The sequence below is a fragment of the Anoxybacillus sp. FSL W8-0382 genome (assembly GCF_038003845.1).
Lineage (GTDB): Bacteria > Bacillota > Bacilli > Bacillales > Anoxybacillaceae > Anoxybacillus > Anoxybacillus flavithermus_G.
On record NZ_JBBOPX010000001.1, the window covers coordinates 1,603,003 to 1,623,761 of the forward strand.

Below are 20,759 nucleotides of genomic sequence, written 5' to 3' on the forward strand. Positions count from 1 at the left end.
GTCTCTTCCCTCTCTTATCAGTTATCATGGAAACGGAATGGGCTTGCCTTCGTTTGGAAACTCCTTTTGGTTAAATACCCTACTAAACACGTAATCCCGTGGGTTAAGCCACTGCGTTAGCATATGAGGATAACCATTCTCAGAAAGAACCTTAACTATTTTTGCTGGAACATTCTCTAAAACGCAAGGAATAAATACACATAAAATATCTAATTGTAAATCCTCTGAAATCTCTTTTATACAGTTTGTAAAAGAAACACTTCGATGGTTACTTTGCTCTCTATAATCAATAGATATGGAACGTTCAAATAAGTAACCAAAGCTCTCCTTTAACTTACTAGGTGTGAAAGTGCTAAAAAAGTAGTTAGAATAGTAACAAGGATCATAATGAACATAGTTAGAATTGCTCTTGTATTCTCTATGTGCCATTTTGTAATCTATATTATTTTTTTCGTAAAGATAGTATTTACTCACCTTACCACCAAAAAACTGAAACCATTCTTCTAATGATTTACACATAGCTTCTTCCAAATTCCAATGGCTACTTAATCCTATTGCCATATACTGTTTACCAAAGCCTAATGTGAGAATAACATACAAGTTGTTATGTAAAGAAATGTCAAAAAAGAAAACATCGTCTACAAACTGCTTTGCCTTATATATTAATTCCTTTAGCAATTCACTAGTTATTGTTTCTTGCCTAATTTCTCTACCTGAAGACTGTGTAAGCCAGTTATGTACAAAGCACTGTCTTTCAAAAAACTCTAAAAATGCATTATTTACTGCGCGAAAAGAACTAACATGTGATGCAACACCACATGAATCGTTATAATCGATTCCTTCCTCTAGATCTCCATCAAAAACTTTAGCATTATAACAAAGCAAAACTCTTTTTAATGGGATTTCGATTGTTTTTAATGTTACTAAGTTTAAAGCGTGTACAGTTTTTTGTTTAAAATTCCCTAAATTCAAATATAAAGAAGTACGCTCAATATGTTCACCTAAGGCAGCTTTGATTACTCGAGAAATTTCAAAATGAGTCGCTCCCCCATGAGCCCCTTCTAAAAGAGAGGGACGGATAAATACTTTTTTGGGTGCATTTTGAAACAATGAACGATATACACCGGCTTCCTTCAATATAAAAGGTGAACCTTTTTGATTAAATATATACATTTACATAAATCACCTCACACAAAAATGCAATCAGGAATTTTACACAAGACATCTTTCGATATCTTAACAGTTTCCACATTAATTTTTTGATTCACTTTTAAATATTGTTTAATAGGGACATGATTATATAGATCTAATGAAAAAACCTTTACGCACTTTAATAATGGATAAAGCTCATTTTGTAGCATAATAATATGTAGATTGGTTAACCATTTTGGAAAACAATCTCTAATATCCCCATCTGAATATGTTCTGTCTGAAGAAATATAATAAGGTAAGGCATCCATTTCTAAAAGATATTCCAACTGAATATCACTCTTTACTTGTGCAGAACTATCTTTTCCTAAATAATTTGTATTTAATATATAATTACAGGCGTGTTGATTAACCAATAATATCCATAAAAAACATAGAAAAAAGAGCACCTTTCCTGTAGAATGTAAGTAACAACACAAACAAACCTAGGAGGTGCTCTCTATGCACAAGCATACCACACTCCCAAATTTGATGCAAAAAATTGTTTCTGATGAAGATCTCCAGTCGATTACCGAAGCCGTTGGCTACCATGACACTTCGCGGACGTTTACGGTGCGCACGTTGGTTGATTTTTTTCTGCTGGCGGCACTTCACGAATGGAAAAGTTTCCGTCATGGTGCCGATGTGGCGAAAATGTACGGATTGCCGACGTTTCATTACTCGACGGTTTCTAAGAAAGCGAAAGAAGTTCCGTACGAGGTGATGAAGCGCTTATTTGCTTTGGTTGTTTCTAAGTGCAATCGCCAAACCCGCCGTTCGCTTCGCTTTCCAAAAGCATTGCGTATAGTAGACTCCACGACCGTCACCGTGGGGAAAAACCGCCTGACATGGGCACCCTATCATGGGGAACGATCCGGAGTGAAAATGCACGTCGCGTATTCCCCTGAGCAACAAATGCCGAGCGACATCGTAGAAACCGTAGGGTTGCGCCACGATGGACCGGTGGGAGAGCGGCTCACAGACGTACAAACGGTTCTTGTCGAAGATCGAGCGTACTTTAAAATTGAACGCCTCGATCGGTTTGTCGAACAGAAGCAACCGTTTGTGATTCGGATGAAAGACAATGTCGAGATCCATCAAAAAAAGAGCCTAAAGCGCCTTTCTTCCTCCTCTTCTTCTATTGTGGCGGATTTTACTTGCCAGTTAGGAACGAAACAATGTCGTTCCAAAAAGCGCCATCGCGTCGTGATCTTTCAGGATGCGAACGGGCATGAAATCCGTGTGGTCACGAACGTCTTAGAGGCATCGGCGGAAAAGATTGCCGAGATGTATCAAGAACGTTGGACAGTGGAAGTGTTTTTCCGATGGATCAAGCAATATCTAAACGTTCCGACCTTATTTGGCAACAACGAGCATGCGGTATACAACCAACTTTTTGCGGCATTTATCGCTTATGTGTTACTGAGATGGCTATATCATCGAACGGAAAAACGGACAACCTCGTCCCTTACCTTTCTTTCGTTTGTCCGTCGTTTTTTCTCTGGGCAACTTCCTCTCGAATGGAAATCCGAGATGGCAGCTGTCTTATTTGAGTATGCCCGAATATATGGGAGGAGTATGCCTAATTTTGGATAATCAACAGCCGTGAGAAAAAATCATTCATGAAAGCGGGCTTGGGGAAGTCGTTGGACAAGCCGAAGACGGGCTGCACGTATCGATCGATCAGCTATATGGTGTTGACGTTGTGCTGATCGATTTGCTTATGCCAGGGCTTGACGGCATTCAAACGATCAAAAAGTTGCGTGCTCAAGGGTTTACCGGTCCATTTGTTATGATTTCTCAAGTAGAAAATAAAGAAATGATTGGCCAAGCGTATCTTCACGGCATCGATACATACATTCATAAACCGATTAATCGTTACGAAGTCGTCTCCGTTTTAAAACGGGTCGCCGATTACCTTTCTGTTGCTTCATCGCTTGACTCGATTCGTCGTCTCGTGCAAACGTTAGAAAATACAAAGCAACCAACAGCCACCAATCATGAACCAACGCTCGAACAAAAAGCCCGACAGCTTCTTCTCGTTTTAGGCATCGCTGGCGAAGCAGGAACAGCCGACTTATTAGCTATTATACGTTGGCTTTTTGAGCAAGAACAGCAAGGGAGATCCATTCATGACTTGCCACCATTAAAAGAGCTATATGCCCAAACATTGCAGCGGGTATATAAAGAGGAACCATTAGTTCAAAAAGAAATACGTGCCATGGAACAACGCATTCGCCGCATGGTGTTACAAGCGTTTACACATTTATCATCGCTCGGATTAGCTGACTACACAAACCCGACATTTGAACATTTCGCTCCACGCTTGTTTGACTTTGAAGAAATTCGCCTGCGCATGCAAGAGTTAGAAGCTGGGGAAAAAGCAACAAAATGTCGCATTAACGTAAAAAAATTTTTAACCGCTTTTTATATGGAGATAAAAAATGGATAGAAAAAGGTGCCCGTAACGGACACCTTTTTCTATTCTTCTTTTCGCCCAATCGGCAAGCTGATGACAAACGTCGTTCCTTTCTCCAAACTGTCATGAAGCGCAATCGTTCCGCCATGGTTTTCAATAATTCGTTTGACAATCGTTAACCCTAAGCCTGTCCCTAACGGTTTCGTTGTCATAAAATGCAAACTATAAATAAAAAGTAGAGACAGGTAAACGGAAGACTCTAAAGTGAAAGCATTCCCATTAGGTGGTAAATATATCACATACCTACTTAACAAAACTGCCGAGCTAGCAAACAACAATAACAACAACCACTGCTCTTTCACATGCACACTAGAAAATGGCCATACGTATAGAAATAATGCACACCCAAACAAAGAAATGAGCGTCACATATAGTGCAAATAATCGTTTCATGAAATGTATTCACCTATCTGTAATAGTTTGACTCTATCATTCTATGGAAAACAACGACAATAAGCAACAAGGGTTTTTTATGATCGTTTATCCCTAAAAAGCCATTGATGAGATATAATAAAAAAAAGATAAAGGAGTGAAGAAGATGTTCATGCTTCCTAAAAATCGATCAAAGCACTAGTATGTCTTTTTCTTTGTACACTAGCCGGTTCTCGTTTGTTACTTGACATCTCCATGTATTTTAAACAAATGTGAGCAATCCGCCAATAATACCTGCTGAAAAGTTGTTCACTAACATTTCAAAACCTTGTTTGGCTTTTCCGTGGAATAGCTTGTCAAACTGTTTGATTGCATATCCGCCAAGCGGACCCATAATCATTGCCCCTAAAAACATCGGAATGTCTGAACCGACAATAACCCCCATCGTTGCGGTTGCACCGACAACACCACCGCGAACGTCATAAATCATTTTTCCGCCTGTATAACCGATTAATAATGGCAATAAATACGTAATCATCGGTCCAACTAATTTAGCGAATGTTTCATTTGGCAACCAACCTGTTGGGATAAATAATGCAGTAATAATTCCCCACGCAATAAATGCCCCAATGTTTGGCATAATTATTCCGCTTAAATAACTGCCAAAACGTTGCACATTTACACGAAAACCTGTTTGATTTTCCATGTTTTCTCCTCCTCTTTTTTATTTGGTCTTGCTATAGCTTAATATTAAAGCGCTTACATGTCACGTTCAATGTAAAGTAAATATCATTTTGTCTGTCACAATCTTGTCATTTTTAAAAAACAAAAAGAGGAAAAAACATTTCTCAACCATTTCCATCTTTAGTTTGCCTCATCATTGTAAAAACTAACGGTGCATGACGGTGAAATATGCCAAGGAGGGATGAGCAAATGATAGCAAAGTTGACAAAATCTATTGCCGCCTTAAGTTTACTTGCCATTGTTGGCTGTAACAACGCAATGGATATGAACAATCGTTCAAACATTTCTGCTTTGCATACAACGCTATCGAGCGATCAATATCCTCATACAAAAGCGATATTGATTCAAGAAGCTCGTTATAAATTTGTTCCAATCGATCCGAAAGACGCAGCCAATCTGCACACACAAATTGAACGATCGTTGATGGAACAGCAAAGAATGTATATGCAACCAAGACCTTATACACAAGCACCAAATGTGTATCAACGTCCAAATCAAGTGAAACCGACACAGCCAAACAGACAAACACAACAACCGACGCAGCAACAAACAAGACGAACGACACCAACAACTGGAATTAGTCAATATGCCCAACGAGTTATTGATTTAACAAATAGAGAACGAGCGCGCGCAGGACTGCCAGCATTACGTGCTGATGCGCAGCTTAGTTTTGTTGCACAAAAAAAATCGGAAGATATGCGTAAAAACAATTATTTCTCACATACGAGCCCAACGTACGGCTCTCCTTTCGATATGATGCGCGATTTTGGCGTTTCTTATCGCACGGCGGGAGAAAATATCGCCAAAGGGCAACGGACCCCAGAGGAGGTTGTCCATGCGTGGATGAATAGCGCAGGACACCGAGCGAACATTTTAAATCGTAACTTTACGCATATCGGTGTCGGATTCGATGGAAACGGAAATTATTGGACACAAATGTTTGTTGGGAAATAAGAAACTCGCCGTCTCGGTGTGAGGCGGCGGGTCTTCTCACTGCTCAACAATTTTCTCTAACAACGCATCGCCTGATTGACTGACGCGTACATACGCAAAGCGAGCACGTTGCTGTATATCTAATCCTGTCTTCTCCGGAACGAAGTACGTTTCAATTCCGTAAATGATCGTGTTTCCATATATATTCCCATTCACTAACACATCGCTCTCGCGGTACAAATGCGGATTGCGCTTCTTTCCATTAACCGAATAAATACCGACAAATCGATGAACCCCCGTATCATCTTTTCGTAAAATGACTTGAACCTTGCCCCATTCATCAATCCTTTCAATCGTTGAAATATCGTATTGAAGACGAACATAATCTCCTTGAATAAGTGAACGTGGATCGATGGGCTCAAGCTGCAGTTTGATTTGCTCACCATGCCGAATATGTCGTTCCTTATCAAATGTCACATACGCGATAAATACAACTTGTAAGGTGATGACGACCAAAAGGAGTAACCATTTTTGTTCACGGACGGAAAACGAAATCGCTTTTCTTTTTTGTACGATCGAAGCAACGATCAATAAACATACCCCAACAATCGCTAACGCCATAGATTTATGCAATAAACTCCAAACCCACTCATAATACTTTAGAATCAAAAACAAAAAAGTATACAACCAAGCAATCGATTGTTCCTTTTCATTTGTACGGAAGAAGAGAACAAAGGCAACAAAGCAAAGAAACAGTACGTTCCATACAACATACATCCAATCCATCTCAACTGAATCAGCACTCGTCAATAACAGAAACGAAGTGAATGAAAAAATGAGGAACACGAGTCGCTCATACGTATGTTTTGTAACCCAATAAATAATGCCGTAAAAAACAAATACAGCAAATAACATGAAACGAATGTCGCTCCATTCATCAAGCATCATCATAGCAGCATAAAGCGAAACAGCGATATTCGTCATCGTTCGCACACCTGCTGGCATACGCCATGAAACAATAAATAATCCAGCGATATATACACTAATTACGATAAAGGAAATCTCTGTTACGCTAACGCTAAACGCACCGAGCATATATCCAATCGCAAGCAACGTGTAACGAACAACATCGTTCCATCTTTTCCATAACAGCCCAGGAACAACAAATAAAAAAACAGATATACTAAACAACCAATAGGGAGAAAACACATCAAACCAAAACGATAATAACTGCATAATACTTCCAATCACAATGACTGAAGCAACCCCTGTGACAATGATTTGAAAAGCGACAAGGGAAACTTTTTCTACTTTTCCGTTGCTTCGCCTTTTCATCCAGCGAAGTACATAAATGCCTATATAAACGATGATAGCAGCTAATACAAACCCAAATATATACCAATTACCCCCAAAATGTCGCTCAACAAAGCGAGAATATTGCACGATCCAAAACATACCTGTGAACAACACAGTACATATAAAATACGGTTGTTTTTTTACATACATTAAAAACAACACAAGAATAACAGCATATGCGTATGACCAAAAATGAAACTGATCAGTGGAAATCCCTTCAAAAAATACGACAAATAACCAACTATGCATCGCGAAATACGATAGAACAGACAAGATGGATGAGCGCCCAAGAAGTGCAATCATTCCATTTATTACAGCAAAAAGCAATAAAATAAAAAACGACTGCCATTCTCCACGTTCAATTTGATACGAAGACGGAAAATAGTAAAACCAAAATGTAAGCTGCAGCAACCCAAAACTGAATATAGAGAGAAATCGACCGCGAGTAAGCCATGCCAAAATAGCAGTAGGAATAAACCAAATAAAAAACAACAAAAAGCTATCAGCGTGTGAATTATACACTTGCCCAATTAATGCAACACAAATCCCGAACGTAATCGCTCCAAAAATAAGCAACCATTTACTAAAAAAATGATGGCGAAAAACCGTGGCGCTCAGGCTATAAAACAAAATCATAAACCCAGCACCAATCCCGACTTTCGTCAACCGTCCAAGCTCCGGCCAATTCGAAGCAAAAAAATAAACAAGTGCTGAAACGAGAAACAAAAGCCCAAGCAAGTAGGTTGTTTTCACAACACGTTGTGCCATAAAGCGGCCTCCTTAAACATCCTTTTTAACATTATACTATGACTAGAAGCCAAACGTATACATTATTCATCGATACCCGAGCCGCTCAGAAATTTGTTTTCCAATCGCTTTCATTTGTATGCGAAGTTGTTCTAGTCGTTCATCAGTCATACGAATCGTCGGCCCAGAAACGCTGACTGCTGCAACAACTTGCTTTGTGTGATCAAAAATAGGCACAGCTATACAACGGATGCCGTACTCGTTTTCCTCTAAATCGAGCGCATAACCGCGTTTTCGAACACATTCAAGTTCACGAAACAACACCTCTCGCTCTGTAATCGTATAATCTGTATGTGGCGGTAGTCCTTTTCTTTCTAAAATGTCCATGACAACGTGCTTTGGTAAGTGCGCTAAAATTGCTTTACCAACAGCCGTACAATGCATTGGAGCCCGCTTTCCGACTTTCGAATGCATGCGCAATGTTTCGTTCCCATCCAATTTTTCAATATAAATGACTTCCCCTTGATCGTACACGACAAGATGCACCACTTCATTCGTCATTTGTTCTAACTCACGTAAATACGGCTTTGCTTCTTTACGCAAATCAATCGATTCCAACAACTTCGAGCTCATTTCTAAAAATTTATAGCCAAGTTTATAACGCTCTGTTTCTTCATCTTGTTCGATATACCCATGCTCAACAAGCGTTGATAATAACCGATACACCGAGCTTTTATGAATGCCAATTTGCTTAGCAATTTCGGTTACCCCTACGCCATGACGATAGTTGCTTACCATATCGACAATTTGCAATGCTCGGCTGACTGATTTCACAAACGAATCTTCCCTCATTACATTTCCCACCTTTAACATAATAACGAGGGCACTCGTATAGAATGCCCTCCATCTTACTATTGTTTTACATGTGCATATTTTGCTTTTGCTTCTAAACGACGACGATGTAAAATCGGCTCCGTATAGCCATTTGGCTGCTCATAGCCTTTAAAAACAAGATCGCATGCTGCTTGGAAAGCAACTGAGTTATCATAATCAGTCGACATTGGTCGATATGCTGGGTCGTCTGCATTTTGTTCATCAACAACTTTCGCCATTCGCTTTAGCGTTTCAAGTACTTGTTCTTTCGTACAAATGCCATGGTGCAACCAGTTGGCAATATGTTGACTTGAAATACGCAACGTTGCACGATCTTCCATGAGACCGATGTTATGAATATCCGGTACCTTAGAACATCCAACCCCTTGATCAATCCAACGAACGACATAACCAAGAATACCTTGTGCATTATTATCTAACTCTTGTTGAATCTCTTCTGGCGTCCATTGCGGATTGATAGCGACAGGAATTTGTAAAATATCATCACGATAGTTCTTTACATCCTTTTTCAATTCGTCTTGTACCGCGAATACATCTACTTGATGGTAATGAAGCGCATGTAACGTCGCTGCTGTTGGGGACGGCACCCACGCTGTATTTGCTCCCGCTTGAAGATGGGCGATTTTTTGCTTCACCATCTCTGCCATCATATCTGGCATTGCCCACATTCCTTTACCAATTTGAGCACGTCCTTGAAAGCCTGTCGCCAATCCCACACTAACGTTTGATTTTTCATAGCCTTGCAGCCATGTTGATGATTTCATTTCGTTTTTCCGAATCATCGGACCCGCTTCCATAGACGTATGAATTTCATCTCCTGTGCGATCTAAAAAGCCTGTATTAATAAAAACAATTCTATCTCTTACTTGATAAATACAATTTTTTAAATTCAACGTTGTCCGTCGTTCTTCATCCATTACACCAATTTTAATCGTGTTGCGTTCAAGACCGAGCATATCTTCCACACGATCAAATAATTCGTTCGCAAATGCTACTTCTTCTGAACCGTGCATTTTTGGCTTTACAATATAAATCGAACCTTTTCTTGAATTGACGTATTTTCCATTACCAAGAAGCGAATGTTTCATAATTAACGTCGTCACAACCGCATCTAAAATACCTTCATACACTTCTTCTCCGTTTTCAAGCAAAATTGTATTGTTTGTCATTAAATGTCCGACGTTGCGTACAAACATAAGTGAGCGTCCTGGCAATGTGAACGTTTCTCCACTTGGCGTTGTATATACACGATCTGGATTTAGCTCGCGTGTAACCGTTTTGCTTCCTTTCGCGAAGCTCGCCGTTAAATCACCTCGAACTAAACCGAGCAAATTGCGATATACAAGTACTTTATCTTCCGCGTCTACTGCGGCAACGGAATCTTCACAATCCATAATTGTTGTTAAAGCTGCTTCTACATAAACGTCCTTTATCCCTGCTAGATCAGTCTGCCCGATCGGATGGTTACGATCCACTTGTATTTCAATATGTAGACCATTATTTTTTAACAAAATGGCAGACGGTTGCTCAGGCGAACCTTGGTACCCGACAAATTTCTCCTCATCTCGTAACGTTGTCGCTTGCCCATCTTTTACCGTTACGGTTAACACGCCGTTTACGACAGCATATTGAACGGCATCTTTATGCGAATATCCGCGAAGTGGTACCGTTTCATCTAAAAAAGTGCGAACGTAAGCGATGACTTTTTCACCGCGCACCGGATTATATCCTTTCCCGCGTTCCGCACCATTTTCTTCACTAATGACATCTGTTCCATACAACGCATCGTACAAACTTCCCCAACGAGCGTTAGCTGCGTTCAGTGCATAGCGCGCATTTGTAATCGGAACAACTAATTGCGGTCCTGCCTGTTTAGCAATTTCATCATCGACATTTTCTGTCGTAATTTCAAAGTCCTCGACTTCCGGCTCTAAATAGCCGATTTCCTGTAAAAACGATTTATATTGTTCAAAATTGAACTGCGAACGATGTTGTTTATGCCATTCATGAATTTTTTCTTGCAGCTCATCGCGTTTGGCAAGCAACGCTTTATTTTTTGGTGTTAACTCATTAATGAGTTGCTCAAAGTTTTTCCAAAATTTATCTTTATCTACTTGGCTATTTGGCAATACTTCTTCAACGATAAATTCATAAAACAACTTAGCGACTTGCAAACGTCCAACTTGTACATATTCCCCCATCATTATTCCCCTTTCTTTTTTGTTGCGTATTACGAAACATAGTTTCAAATTCCTTGAGAATATCATATCATATAAAAACAGAAAATTTCAATAATTTTCTTACAAATAAATGAGGCGGGAAAAGCCCCGCCTTTACTTGTAAATTCCATATTTTATAATATTCACATATTCCTCTAACTCCCGTACAAGCAAATCCCCTTGCCGAATGGGATCATATTGTTTATGTTTATACAGTTGCATGTACTTATTTGATAATTGTTCCACGATCAACATCGTCATGCGCACGACAGTTTCAGCACATACGTTATTACGCAATACTTCCTTCTGCAGTTTCAATCCTCACCCAGCTTTTATGCTGGGTGCAACATTTTGATATCATCGGCTGCGCTCGGCTTGTTATGTTTCAATCCTCACCCAGCTTTTATGCTGGGTGCAACACAATGGTGACTTCCTTGTTGAGTTCTACCTTGTAGTTTCAATCCTCACCCAGCTTTTATGCTGGGTGCAACAATCTAATGGATACAGGAGGTAATGAGTAATGTGTTTCAATCCTCGCCCAGCTTTTATGCTGGGTGCAACGTGGATTGAGGAGCTTGCTGAATTTAAGACCGAAGAAGTTTCAATCCTCACCCAGCTTTTATGCTGGGTGCAACTTATCAATCGTTTCTTTCTCAAGCCCTAAACTTTCGAGTTTCAATCCTCACCCAGCTTTTATGCTGGGTGCAACCTTCTGTTTTGCCGCATGATATTTATGTAAGGAGGGTTTCAATCCTCACCCAGCTTTTATGCTGGGTGCAACCGAAAGTCTGTTCTCGCAGCGGTTTAGCGACGCGTGTGTTTCAATCCTCACCCAGCTTTTATGCTGGGTGCAACGCTGATTGACTTTTTTCTCGAAGGCGAGAGCAAGTTTCAATCCTCACCCAGCTTTTATGCTGGGTGCAACGAGGCAGAAAAAAACGGTGACGATTTTTCACATTGGTTTCAATCCTCACCCAGCTTTTATGCTGGGTGCAACTGTAGCAAAAAGTACACGCTTGACGGCTTTTACGTGTTTCAATCCTCACCCAGCTTTTATGCTGGGTGCAACCGATTATTTGCGCGATTTATACGATAGTTATGCGTTTCAATCCTCACCCAGCTTTTATGCTGGGTGCAACCCTTGGAGCGTGGCTGTGTCGCGACACGTGGAGGTGTTTCAATCCTCACCCAGCTTTTATGCTGGGTGCAACTTATAAATATATAGATTCCTTATTGTTCGAATTATATGGTTTCAATCCTCACCCAGCTTTTATGCTGGGTGCAACAGCCTACGCTTCAATCCTATGCGTGAAGCAAGTGTAAAAGTATAAAAACGCGAACTGTTTTGTCTGGTGTGCATTGTGGCTAAAGATAGTCTCTGATGAATTTTTGGATCTTCGCTTTACTAAGCCTTTTTTACTCATCGCGATCCTCCTGATTGTTTACTATTGCTTTATGTTCGCGCACCAAAATTCATAACTGCTACACATATTGTATATGTTCTACTCTTACAAAATAATCGGATCATTATAATCAATGTAATGGTCCTTTCCATAGGAGCGAACTGCTTTGGATCGTTGACCATATAACGTATATATTCGTAAGCTATCTTTTTCTAGATCAATAACTTTCAACAATTGATGTTCCATTTCTTCCAACTGCGCTTGGCTGACATTACACTCGAAAACAGATTTTTGCACACGTTGTCCAAAATTTTGACAAATAGTTGCTACTTTTCGTAATCGTTTTTGACCATCTGACTCCAATGTCTCAACATCATATGTCACTAAAATATCCACTAGTAATCACCTCATGATAAACGGCACGTATTCATCTATATCTCCACGCAAATGTCGGGCTAATAGTCGAGCGTGTACGTGGGGCAGTAACCCCAATGGAACTTTTTGGTTTATAATAGGGTGTTGGATCTCTTCTTGTTTCCTCTTTTGATAAGCAGCCAAAAATGTTCTTCTTCCTTTTTCATTCAAAAATACAGCCCCACCTGGACGCATGTCAAAATCGCTTTTATCTAGTTGTTTTCGATTAATTAATGTCAAAACAAAACGGTCTGCTAAGTATGGCCGAAACTCCTCAACAAGATCCAATCCCAACGATGGTTTTCCTGGCCGCAGTGCATGCAAATAGCCAATCTGTGGATCCAGCCCCACGCCCTCTAGAGCTGAAATGCAATCTTGCGTCAAAATGCTATAAGCAAAAGACAAACATGCATTGATTGGATCACGCGGAGGACGACGGGATCTTACGGTAAAGGCAAAAAACTCGTCTTCATCCGACCTTATAAGCGATGTAAATGATTCAAAGTACACAGATGAAGCATACCCTTCAACTCCCCGCAGTTCATCTAACGTGGTTTGTTTTGCGATATTTCGCAAGCTCTGATTCAGCTGTTTTACCGATTGTTCTAAGCGTGGACGTTGCTCCGGATAATCACGCATCGCCCGCTGTAGTACGCTCTTGCTGTTGCGAATCTTGCCAAACACAAAACGTGAAGCAATATGCAATATTTGTTGTTCATCTTCTAACACTCGATGTTGTGCTCTCCGAAGCAACACGTTCCCATTCGTCCTCCCTACTGCTCGAGCTAAAAAACGACCGTATGCATCATACCAAATAACAGAGATACCTCGATTGACACATTTACCGAGCAAATATGGGCTGATAGAAACATGTCCAAACATAACAATGGCACCAATGTGGTGAATAGGAACTTGTAATGTTTTTGTGCCCTCCACCTCGACAACAATTGTTTCATGATCAAGACGCAAATACGCCTGTGGCGTCTGAATGTATAGTGTGTTTAACAATACTCTAATCACTGTCCATTCTCCTCGTTCATCCATACAATCACATTAGCAGGAACTTGTGGCATGCAAACGTCTTGTAACGAGCAATCGCGACACCTCGCATCGTTAACGGGTGGCGGCAGTTGCTCGTTTTTCAACATTTTCCTTACACTCTGTATTATTTCTTCCGTTAGTTTCCGTAACTCCTGTGTCATGTCGATTTCTAATCGTCTTCTTGACTGGTAATAGTATAAAGCCCCTTTCGTCACGGGCCGATTAAACATTTCTTCTAAACAAAGAGCTTGAGCGATCAGCTGTACTATGTCTGCCTGCTTTGTCTTTCTCTTTCCGACTTTGTACTCAACTGGGTATGGTGTTCCATCAGAAAAAAATTCAACACAATCTGCTTTTCCCATGACCCCGAGACGCTCAGACCAAATGGGGAGCGCTCGTTCAATTCTTTTGTCCCCTAATTGTTCCCCTTCTGGTTTATCAACACGCTCATGTACCCGGTTTCCCCGAAGTGTAAATACGTTTTCCTCAAATGTCTGTTCAAGATGGATTAAGGCACATTGACGTGGACAATATACATAATGTTGCAAAGCAGATAGCATAATCCATTCATCTTCGTTCCAACACATGGGATCAATCCTTTTCCAACGTTTATACGAGACGCGTCACTGTGACGCCAGGGAATCGTTCAAGTGGGACATCTTTTTGTCCATCATCCACAGGTCCGAGCAATACATAATCATTGAACGACCGTGGCGCTTCGGCTTGACAGCGCTCTACTCTGACCAATTCAAACAGCTTGTGAGCTGCCGCCGTCCCCTTGGCATTTTCATGACTGAAAATATACAAACCTCTCACATTCATCTCGCCTCGGGCTGCAGAATGATCAAATGTAAATAAATGAATGAGTGCATCCCAAAAATTAGCTAGATCTTCCGCAGTAACTCCTGTTTTCTCCCCGAAAAATGGATTGTAAAATCCATGCAAGCGATACAAGCCGTATGGAATTAACGGCTTTCTTCCCATCTCCGTTTGTTTTCTGTGGCGATCCGACTCTTTAGTGATCGCTGAGCGTGTAATGGTTAAATCCCATGGAAATACCGGGTCAATTGATCGAGAAAATGTCAGTTGCATTGGACCACGCACTTGACCAGCATTTAGTCCTGTTGACATAACAGCACCGAACATACGAATATCATAGTATTTTTGGCACAAAGCGTATTGCGCTTTTTGGCGCGTTTGTTCATCAATTTTCGTATTTTTTGCAGCTTGTACTAAACGCTTTGCGATATTTCGCAACATGGATTCGAGTTGCTTTTTAAGCCCCGCTTCTTCGAGACCTTCAGTGAGTTTTTTGCGAATATCAGCTTCTTTGACATCCTCCCCTGTATAAATGATTCGTCCCTCCTCGAGCTCCACTCCTTTCTCTTCCAGCTGGGTAATCCAATCGATCAGCAATTCATTTTCTCTTTCTTCTTTGCTTAAATTTATCTCAGCAAACTGTACGCCAATTTCTTGATACGCTTGAAAAATGACTGTATTTAACGCTGTTTGGCTTTGAATAAAAATTGGTTTACCTAAAACCGTTGCAGCGTAGTCTCTAATTTTCCGCTTAATAGCAACGTCAGTTACGATACCATGCATCGTTTCTGGATCAACACGGGGCATATTTCCAGCATCCGGATCTCCGTTTGGGTTTCCATCCTTTACGTCGAATAGCAGTACAAACTCATGTCTTTTTTTCGGATCTATATAGCGTTCTGTCATGATTTTTCCCCCTCTTTATTTGTTTGATTTTTTGGACGGTGTTTGCTAAATTCTGCGCGCTGATGATAAAATCCAAGAGCAAATTCTGCTTGCCCTCTTAAATTCAAGGTTATCGGAAATCCTCCACATTCATCCAATTGCTTCATGACTTCCTCGAGTAAACTTCTAAGCTCAACAGACACTTTCGAAAGATGAGCCGTCGTTGAAAGTCGTAGCAACGAACCAAATGTTGATGCTGGAGCGGTTGAAGCAGCGCCGTAAAAACGATCGACAATTGTGCTCCCAAGTCGGTATCCGGAAGCACGCAACTGAATTTCTTCCAATATCGCCAATAAGCGGCCGCAAATATAAGATGGCTGTGAATAATGAATGTTCAAAGATTCCATTGTACTTGCTTCCTCCTTTCCATAAGTCAAAGATAGTTTTAATAAGCATGCTAGGGCATGATATTTCCATGCCTCTTTCACTTCGCCTAACACTTTCGGCAAGCGAAAACGTTGAAGAGCTAATGACAATAGTTCAGCAGGGGGCAAAGCTCCTTGGTAAATTGTACGCAAATATTGACGCACTAAACTTGGAGACATATCAACCGCCTGAATCAATGTGGCTAGCGGCAACAAACGACCATTTTCTCCATTTGTCTGAACAATACGCAAAGCCGTTGTATACCGTTCCAAATGTACAAGCAACTGGGAAATGGATGTATGAATCCACTCACGAACGACTAATCTCGCTTTATTGGCAGAAAGAACGGCCATGTGAAAAGATGTCTTATCTAAATGAAACGCCTGTTCCCGCCCCGTTTTCGGAAGAGAAAGTAATTCTTCCAACTGCTTCAACTCAGGGGGAGGTGCCAAGTCGTATATCTCGTCTTCAAAAGATTGTAGTTCAAGTATGGAAGCGAACACACTCTCATCGATTTGTATTTCGCCTCGTTTTCCTTCATTCGTAGAATCATTGATCCAATATACAGCCATTTGGGCTTGCAAAGTGTCTTTCTTTTTTTTGTCCCTGTATAACTCTGTATGATGTTTATCTTCCCGCAACAAGTAATTGAAAACGTCTACGGTCAACGTTGCACAATGAAAACATATAGGGGCATTATTCGTCTGATCTTTACCCATCGATTCAAATGCTCTTTCATTAAAGGTTGTTAATCCACGCCGTTGACTAAATAGTGAAATCCCACTTGGAAAAATACGCACATAAGGGGCGTAGTTTCTACAAATCGTACAGTAGTTTCTATCATTAGACACCAGCTCTTGCTCTAAATGTCGAACCCAGAATCGTTGGATTTTCGGATGTTCACAAATCAGTGATTCTTCATCTACTTGAAATGTGACAATATCTCTTGGTTTGATCGATTGAAAAAACTGTACTTTCAAAGGGCTGTGAAGAAAGTCAAGAATTTTTTTTAGTTCTGGCATACTTGTCTGCTCATAAGCCTCTCTTATAAGCTCGACATAGCCCTGATGCATAAGCTGTGCTTCATCAATCTTTTTTGATTCTTTATTTTCTGGAATGCCCAACACATATCGTGCATCGTCGACTAATAAATACGGCTTCAAGTTTTTCTCGGACACTTGTCCTGACCTTTGGCGAATCGGAGCTTCGATCATGCGATATTCCCCTTTTTCAAACGGACCTTTTAAATAAGGGGTTTCTCCACTTAAATCAATAATCCAATTGATTTGTTTTTTTTCATAGCAAAGAGGAGGCATTTTCTTTTCTGTCTGCAACTTAGTGGCAAACTCAATCAACTCGTAAAGCATCTTGTCCCTCCAATGCATACAGTTGCTCATATGTTTCTTTTGGAACACGTAGCCAACCGTTTTCTACTTTTGCTTCAAAAAAGAGCGGCTTCGCAAATCCCGCCGCCGTTCGTGTACCTGTCTCATCATGGCGGATAAACTCCATTTCTTTTCTAGAATCATCTTCAATAAAAGCAAAATCAAATAACATCGTGCCAATGTCCATATTGATTGGCTGAACAACATCATCTACGTCTATAGATGAAAAGTAAGCGGCAAACTCCCTCGTTCCTAAATATGGCGTATGATGGCACTGCCCTCTCTCAACCCGGCGGTTAAACTGATCTCGGTATTTTGCCGCTGGATCAACCGCGCGATTTGTTAACACGATCTCTGCAATAATCCAATAGGCGACGCTTTTTAAAATCAAGCTCGTGCGCTGGGCGCGGACACTTTCAATCACGATCGGACTTTCGTTTTGCTTGCTTGTGACTTCGTTGCGCAAAATTGCTTGCTGCCCCCCCAAACTCAAAATCCCGATCTTTCGAATCTCGTAACGAAATTCCGGTTTCCAAAAAATCGCTTCCAATATTCCCCGCGCTGCGCTTGGCGTCATGATAGGATAGCTAATGCGCTCTACTTTGAACTCTGGTCTTGTAAAACAAGCGTAATCCCCCCACACTTTTACTTGCACTTTTGCTTGACGTTGCATCATATTATCACCTTTCTTTTTATCCAATTAGACTGAACGGATCATGAACTTCTTCTATAATTCCTAACCGTTCATCATAATCACCGAGCCATTCATAAACATTATCCGCCACTTCACGCAACCATCCATCTTTTTCTTTTTTCTCTGCCTCAAAACGATACAACTGGATCATATATGGTTGCAAACGGCGAAACGAATAGCGGGACGGAGAAGATTCCCACATTCGCAAGCATTTCAATGCCTCTGCATATGGAACGATAACGGAAACCGTATCCTGATCAATAAGGCGATATTTTTCAGCAACTAATGGATAATCAAGTGTTTCCCGATCTTTTTGTATGTTTTTCGAATCCACATCCACCGCAGCGAATAGACGGCGAAAATATTCACGAAATATATTTGGGTTATACAAATCTTCAGGTTGCCTTTGAGCCAATAAAAATCGCGCTGTTTCCATGGCTGTTTTATACGGACCTTTTGGACTTGGCATTTCTTTTGTTTCAAAAATAATTACTTTCCCCTTGTCAATCTTTCCTTCACGATTGCAACGCCCTGCTGCTTGGACGATCCGATCAAGCGGTCCCATTTGCCGCATGACGATAGGAAAATCTAAGTCAACTCCTGCTTCAACAACTTGCGTGCTAATTAGACGAATTGACTCATTCTTCCGCAGACGCTCACGCACTTCATCTAAAATTCGCCGACGATGCGCTCCGCAAAGAAGAGTGGACAGATGAAATACCCCCTCATCTTCTCGAAGGAGTTCAACACACTCTCTCGCCTCTTTTCTCGTATTAAACACAACTAACAATTGTTTTTGTTGCCGAATGAAGTGCACAAGCTCTTGCATTGAAATAGGTGTTTTCCATACGTCATATTCCACGCGTTTCATTTGCTGAAAGTGTTTGTCTACTAGCAGTGATGGCACGATCTCACTTACTTCTATTCGTGAGAACACATTCAAAAACTTGCTTTCTTCAAAAAACGGCTGAGTAGCACTTGATAAAACAACCGTTGTTTTACAATGCTTGACTAGCATAGTAAGTGCGTCTAATGTGGGCTTCAACAACTCAGCTGGTAGCGATTGAATTTCATCAAGAATAATTACACTGTTCGCTAAGTTATGCAGTTTGCGCACTTTGCTTGGCCGGTTGCTGAATAAGCTATCAAACAACTGTACCGTCGTTGTGACGATGAGAGGCACGTCCCAATTTTCAGCCGACAAACGTTGCTGGATAATTTGTTCTTCTCCAGTTTCCCTCTGATCATCTACTTCAACTTGGCTATGGTGTTCGAGCACTGCATCATTCCCGAAAATATCGCGATACACGTTTGCTGTTTGTTCAATAATGCTTGTATACGGAATCGCGACAATGACGCGATCGAGACGATGCTCCATAGCATGTTTCAGCGCAAAAGCCAGACTACTTCTTGTTTTTCCTCCTCCAGTTGGCACTGTCAAACGAAACATCCCTTGTGGCTTGGTTGCAGCATAAATACATTCCTCATATACTTCTCTTCGCACCCGATTGACGACTGTATCATCAGCTTCTTTAGTCAATCTCGTCTGATTGGCAACAAAACCGTTCCATAAACTTTCTATAGAAACCAATGGTTGACGGGATTGAGACAGTTCTGGTTGGAAATGTCGCTCTGTATCTAAATAATCGGCATCGACGAGCGCTGAAAAGACAAGACGAATCCACATCTCTCTTTCTGTTTCAGAACATGGCAAAGTGTCGATCCCCGACCGCATCGAAGGAAATACGAACTCTTTTAAGAACAGTTCAGCCTGCTGTAAAATTTCTGAAAAATGGGCGAAATTTTTTTTCAAATTCTCTTTTAAAGTGAGAGATAAATAAAAAGATGAGTTCAAACCTGCATGATGACCGGCAATCGGCAAGGCAAACCATTTCCAAATGTGTGGATGTTTTAACTTTTCATAATACAGCTGATACATAAAAGCCGCCCCCCAAATTGCATGAGGAACACTTCGGGCATTCTCTCCATCTTCCTTTCTTTTTAAGTATGTTTGGAAAAGGGGATGAAACTTGCCGAGATCGTGTAAAAGTCCACATAAATAAGCTACTCTTCCACCTTGAAAAGGCTCAGCAAACGACCGTGCCAATTCCGCTACGCTTAACAAATGATCTTTCAAGTAATGCCATTCTTGATCATTTTTCCGTGGGGTATGAGCATATACATTATCCATCTTCGTTTCGACTCCATCACATGTTTTTCGTTATATTTCGACTAATATATTTATAATATTTCGACTAATATATTCATAATCCTCCTAAATAAAAAGTTTCTTTAATTTTAACATATATTTTTTCTGCACATTAGTCGAATAATGTCGAGTATGTACTCCGCTTTATGTTCACCTTTTCGGGCACGATATTTCCCACATTAGTCGAATAATGTCGAGTATGTACTATGAGTCGGAATTAAAAAAGTTACGAATTTAGTTGCCCTGCAGCGGAAGAAAAAAACAATCAAGTATTACAAGTTTCGATTCATCGAGAGGTCTTTGAGGAAATAGGAAAGTCTTTGAACTTATTCGGCCTTTCCCCATTGAACGAAGTTTTTCGGAAAGTAAAAAACTCCACCAGCTACGTTTTGCACGTTACATGGGGTCCCACACGTACAGGAGTTTGAATCACTGTCATAATCTAAAACGTGAAAAAGCAGATCCTCTTCAATCTCAAGATATAGACTTAAATCACCAGAAATAAAAAAGGCTGAAAAAGTTCACAGTTCTCGTGAACTTTTTCAGCGCTCT

At 40.6% G+C, this 20,759-nt stretch carries 16 protein-coding genes, 1 pseudogene and 1 CRISPR repeat array; of the genes and pseudogenes, 3 read left to right on the forward strand and 14 right to left on the reverse strand.

The features are described from left to right. Positions 1-24: 24 nt before the first annotated feature. Positions 25-1,173 (reverse strand): YcaO-like family protein, encoded by a 1,149-nt coding sequence (locus NSS60_RS08510; protein ID WP_064220516.1) that lies wholly within the window; start codon positions 1,171-1,173, stop codon positions 25-27. A gap of 477 nt (positions 1,174-1,650) precedes the next feature. Between NSS60_RS08510 and NSS60_RS08515 the strand changes: the two genes are divergently transcribed. Together NSS60_RS08515 and NSS60_RS08520 are read left to right on the forward strand one after the other, a co-directional pair. Further along, positions 1,651-2,784, forward strand: a complete 1,134-nt coding sequence (locus tag NSS60_RS08515; protein WP_064214037.1) for an IS4 family transposase — start codon at positions 1,651-1,653, stop codon at positions 2,782-2,784. A gap of 19 nt (positions 2,785-2,803) precedes the next feature. Then, positions 2,804-3,640, forward strand: coding sequence for a response regulator (locus NSS60_RS08520; protein ID WP_340720956.1), 837 nt, complete (start codon positions 2,804-2,806; stop codon positions 3,638-3,640). 29 nt (positions 3,641-3,669) lie between these two features. Here the strand turns inward: NSS60_RS08520 and NSS60_RS08525 are convergent, their stop codons facing one another. Both NSS60_RS08525 and NSS60_RS08530 read right to left on the reverse strand, forming a co-directional pair. Continuing rightward, positions 3,670-4,059: an ATP-binding protein gene (locus NSS60_RS08525; RefSeq protein ID WP_035018683.1), complete on the reverse strand. Its 390-nt coding sequence runs from the start codon at positions 4,057-4,059 to the stop codon at positions 3,670-3,672. Positions 4,060-4,303: 244 nt separating this feature from the next. Further along, positions 4,304-4,744, reverse strand: a pseudogene (locus NSS60_RS08530) (PTS transporter subunit EIIC); the annotation flags it as partial. A 227-nt stretch (positions 4,745-4,971) separates the two neighbouring features. Between NSS60_RS08530 and NSS60_RS08535 the strand changes: the two are divergent. Beyond that, on the forward strand, positions 4,972-5,736 hold the full coding sequence (locus NSS60_RS08535) for a CAP domain-containing protein (RefSeq protein WP_035018685.1): 765 nt from the start codon (positions 4,972-4,974) through the stop codon (positions 5,734-5,736). Positions 5,737-5,772: 36 nt separating this feature from the next. Here the strand turns inward: NSS60_RS08535 and NSS60_RS08540 are convergent, their stop codons facing one another. From NSS60_RS08540 to cas3, 11 genes are all read right to left on the reverse strand, one after another. After that, positions 5,773-7,839, reverse strand: coding sequence for a GDYXXLXY domain-containing protein (locus tag NSS60_RS08540; protein WP_340720777.1), 2,067 nt, complete (start codon positions 7,837-7,839; stop codon positions 5,773-5,775). A 66-nt stretch (positions 7,840-7,905) separates the two neighbouring features. After that, positions 7,906-8,670 carry an IclR family transcriptional regulator gene (locus NSS60_RS08545; protein ID WP_192949634.1) on the reverse strand — a complete coding sequence of 255 codons (765 nt, stop codon included), beginning with the start codon at positions 8,668-8,670 and terminating at the stop codon, positions 7,906-7,908. Positions 8,671-8,729: 59 nt separating this feature from the next. Continuing rightward, on the reverse strand, positions 8,730-10,913 hold the full coding sequence (locus tag NSS60_RS08550; protein ID WP_004890787.1) for a malate synthase G: 2,184 nt from the start codon (positions 10,911-10,913) through the stop codon (positions 8,730-8,732). Positions 10,914-11,045: 132 nt separating this feature from the next. Next, positions 11,046-11,228 (reverse strand): hypothetical protein, encoded by a 183-nt coding sequence (locus tag NSS60_RS08555; protein WP_155116428.1) that lies wholly within the window; start codon positions 11,226-11,228, stop codon positions 11,046-11,048. Positions 11,229-11,242: 14 nt separating this feature from the next. Beyond that, positions 11,243-12,217: a CRISPR direct-repeat array (repeat unit 37 nt; unit sequence GTTTCAATCCTCACCCAGCTTTTATGCTGGGTGCAAC). Between the two features lie 222 nt (positions 12,218-12,439). Beyond that, the gene (gene cas2 / locus NSS60_RS08560) at positions 12,440-12,730 is read right to left on the reverse strand and encodes a CRISPR-associated endonuclease Cas2 (protein ID WP_004890789.1); all 291 of its coding nucleotides are present in this window, start codon (positions 12,728-12,730) and stop codon (positions 12,440-12,442) included. Between the two features lie 6 nt (positions 12,731-12,736). Further along, positions 12,737-13,768, reverse strand: a complete 1,032-nt coding sequence (cas1c, locus tag NSS60_RS08565; RefSeq protein ID WP_192949376.1) for a type I-C CRISPR-associated endonuclease Cas1c — start codon at positions 13,766-13,768, stop codon at positions 12,737-12,739. Next, positions 13,765-14,376 (reverse strand): CRISPR-associated protein Cas4, encoded by a 612-nt coding sequence (gene cas4, locus NSS60_RS08570; protein WP_004890794.1) that lies wholly within the window; start codon positions 14,374-14,376, stop codon positions 13,765-13,767. The genes cas1c and cas4 overlap by 4 nt, the downstream gene beginning before the upstream one ends. 22 nt (positions 14,377-14,398) lie before the next feature. Beyond that, on the reverse strand, positions 14,399-15,514 hold the full coding sequence (gene cas7c / locus NSS60_RS08575) for a type I-C CRISPR-associated protein Cas7/Csd2 (RefSeq protein WP_004890797.1): 1,116 nt from the start codon (positions 15,512-15,514) through the stop codon (positions 14,399-14,401). Further along, complete coding sequence (cas8c, locus tag NSS60_RS08580) at positions 15,511-17,286, reverse strand: type I-C CRISPR-associated protein Cas8c/Csd1 (protein WP_155116429.1); 1,776 nt, start codon at positions 17,284-17,286, stop codon at positions 15,511-15,513. The genes cas7c and cas8c overlap by 4 nt, the downstream gene beginning before the upstream one ends. Continuing rightward, positions 17,267-17,977, reverse strand: coding sequence for a type I-C CRISPR-associated protein Cas5c (gene cas5c / locus NSS60_RS08585; RefSeq protein ID WP_035018693.1), 711 nt, complete (start codon positions 17,975-17,977; stop codon positions 17,267-17,269). The genes cas8c and cas5c overlap by 20 nt, the downstream gene beginning before the upstream one ends. 19 nt (positions 17,978-17,996) lie before the next feature. Continuing rightward, positions 17,997-20,189: a CRISPR-associated helicase Cas3' gene (gene cas3 / locus NSS60_RS08590; RefSeq protein ID WP_192949375.1), complete on the reverse strand. Its 2,193-nt coding sequence runs from the start codon at positions 20,187-20,189 to the stop codon at positions 17,997-17,999. Between the last annotated feature and the right edge of the window lie 570 nt (positions 20,190-20,759).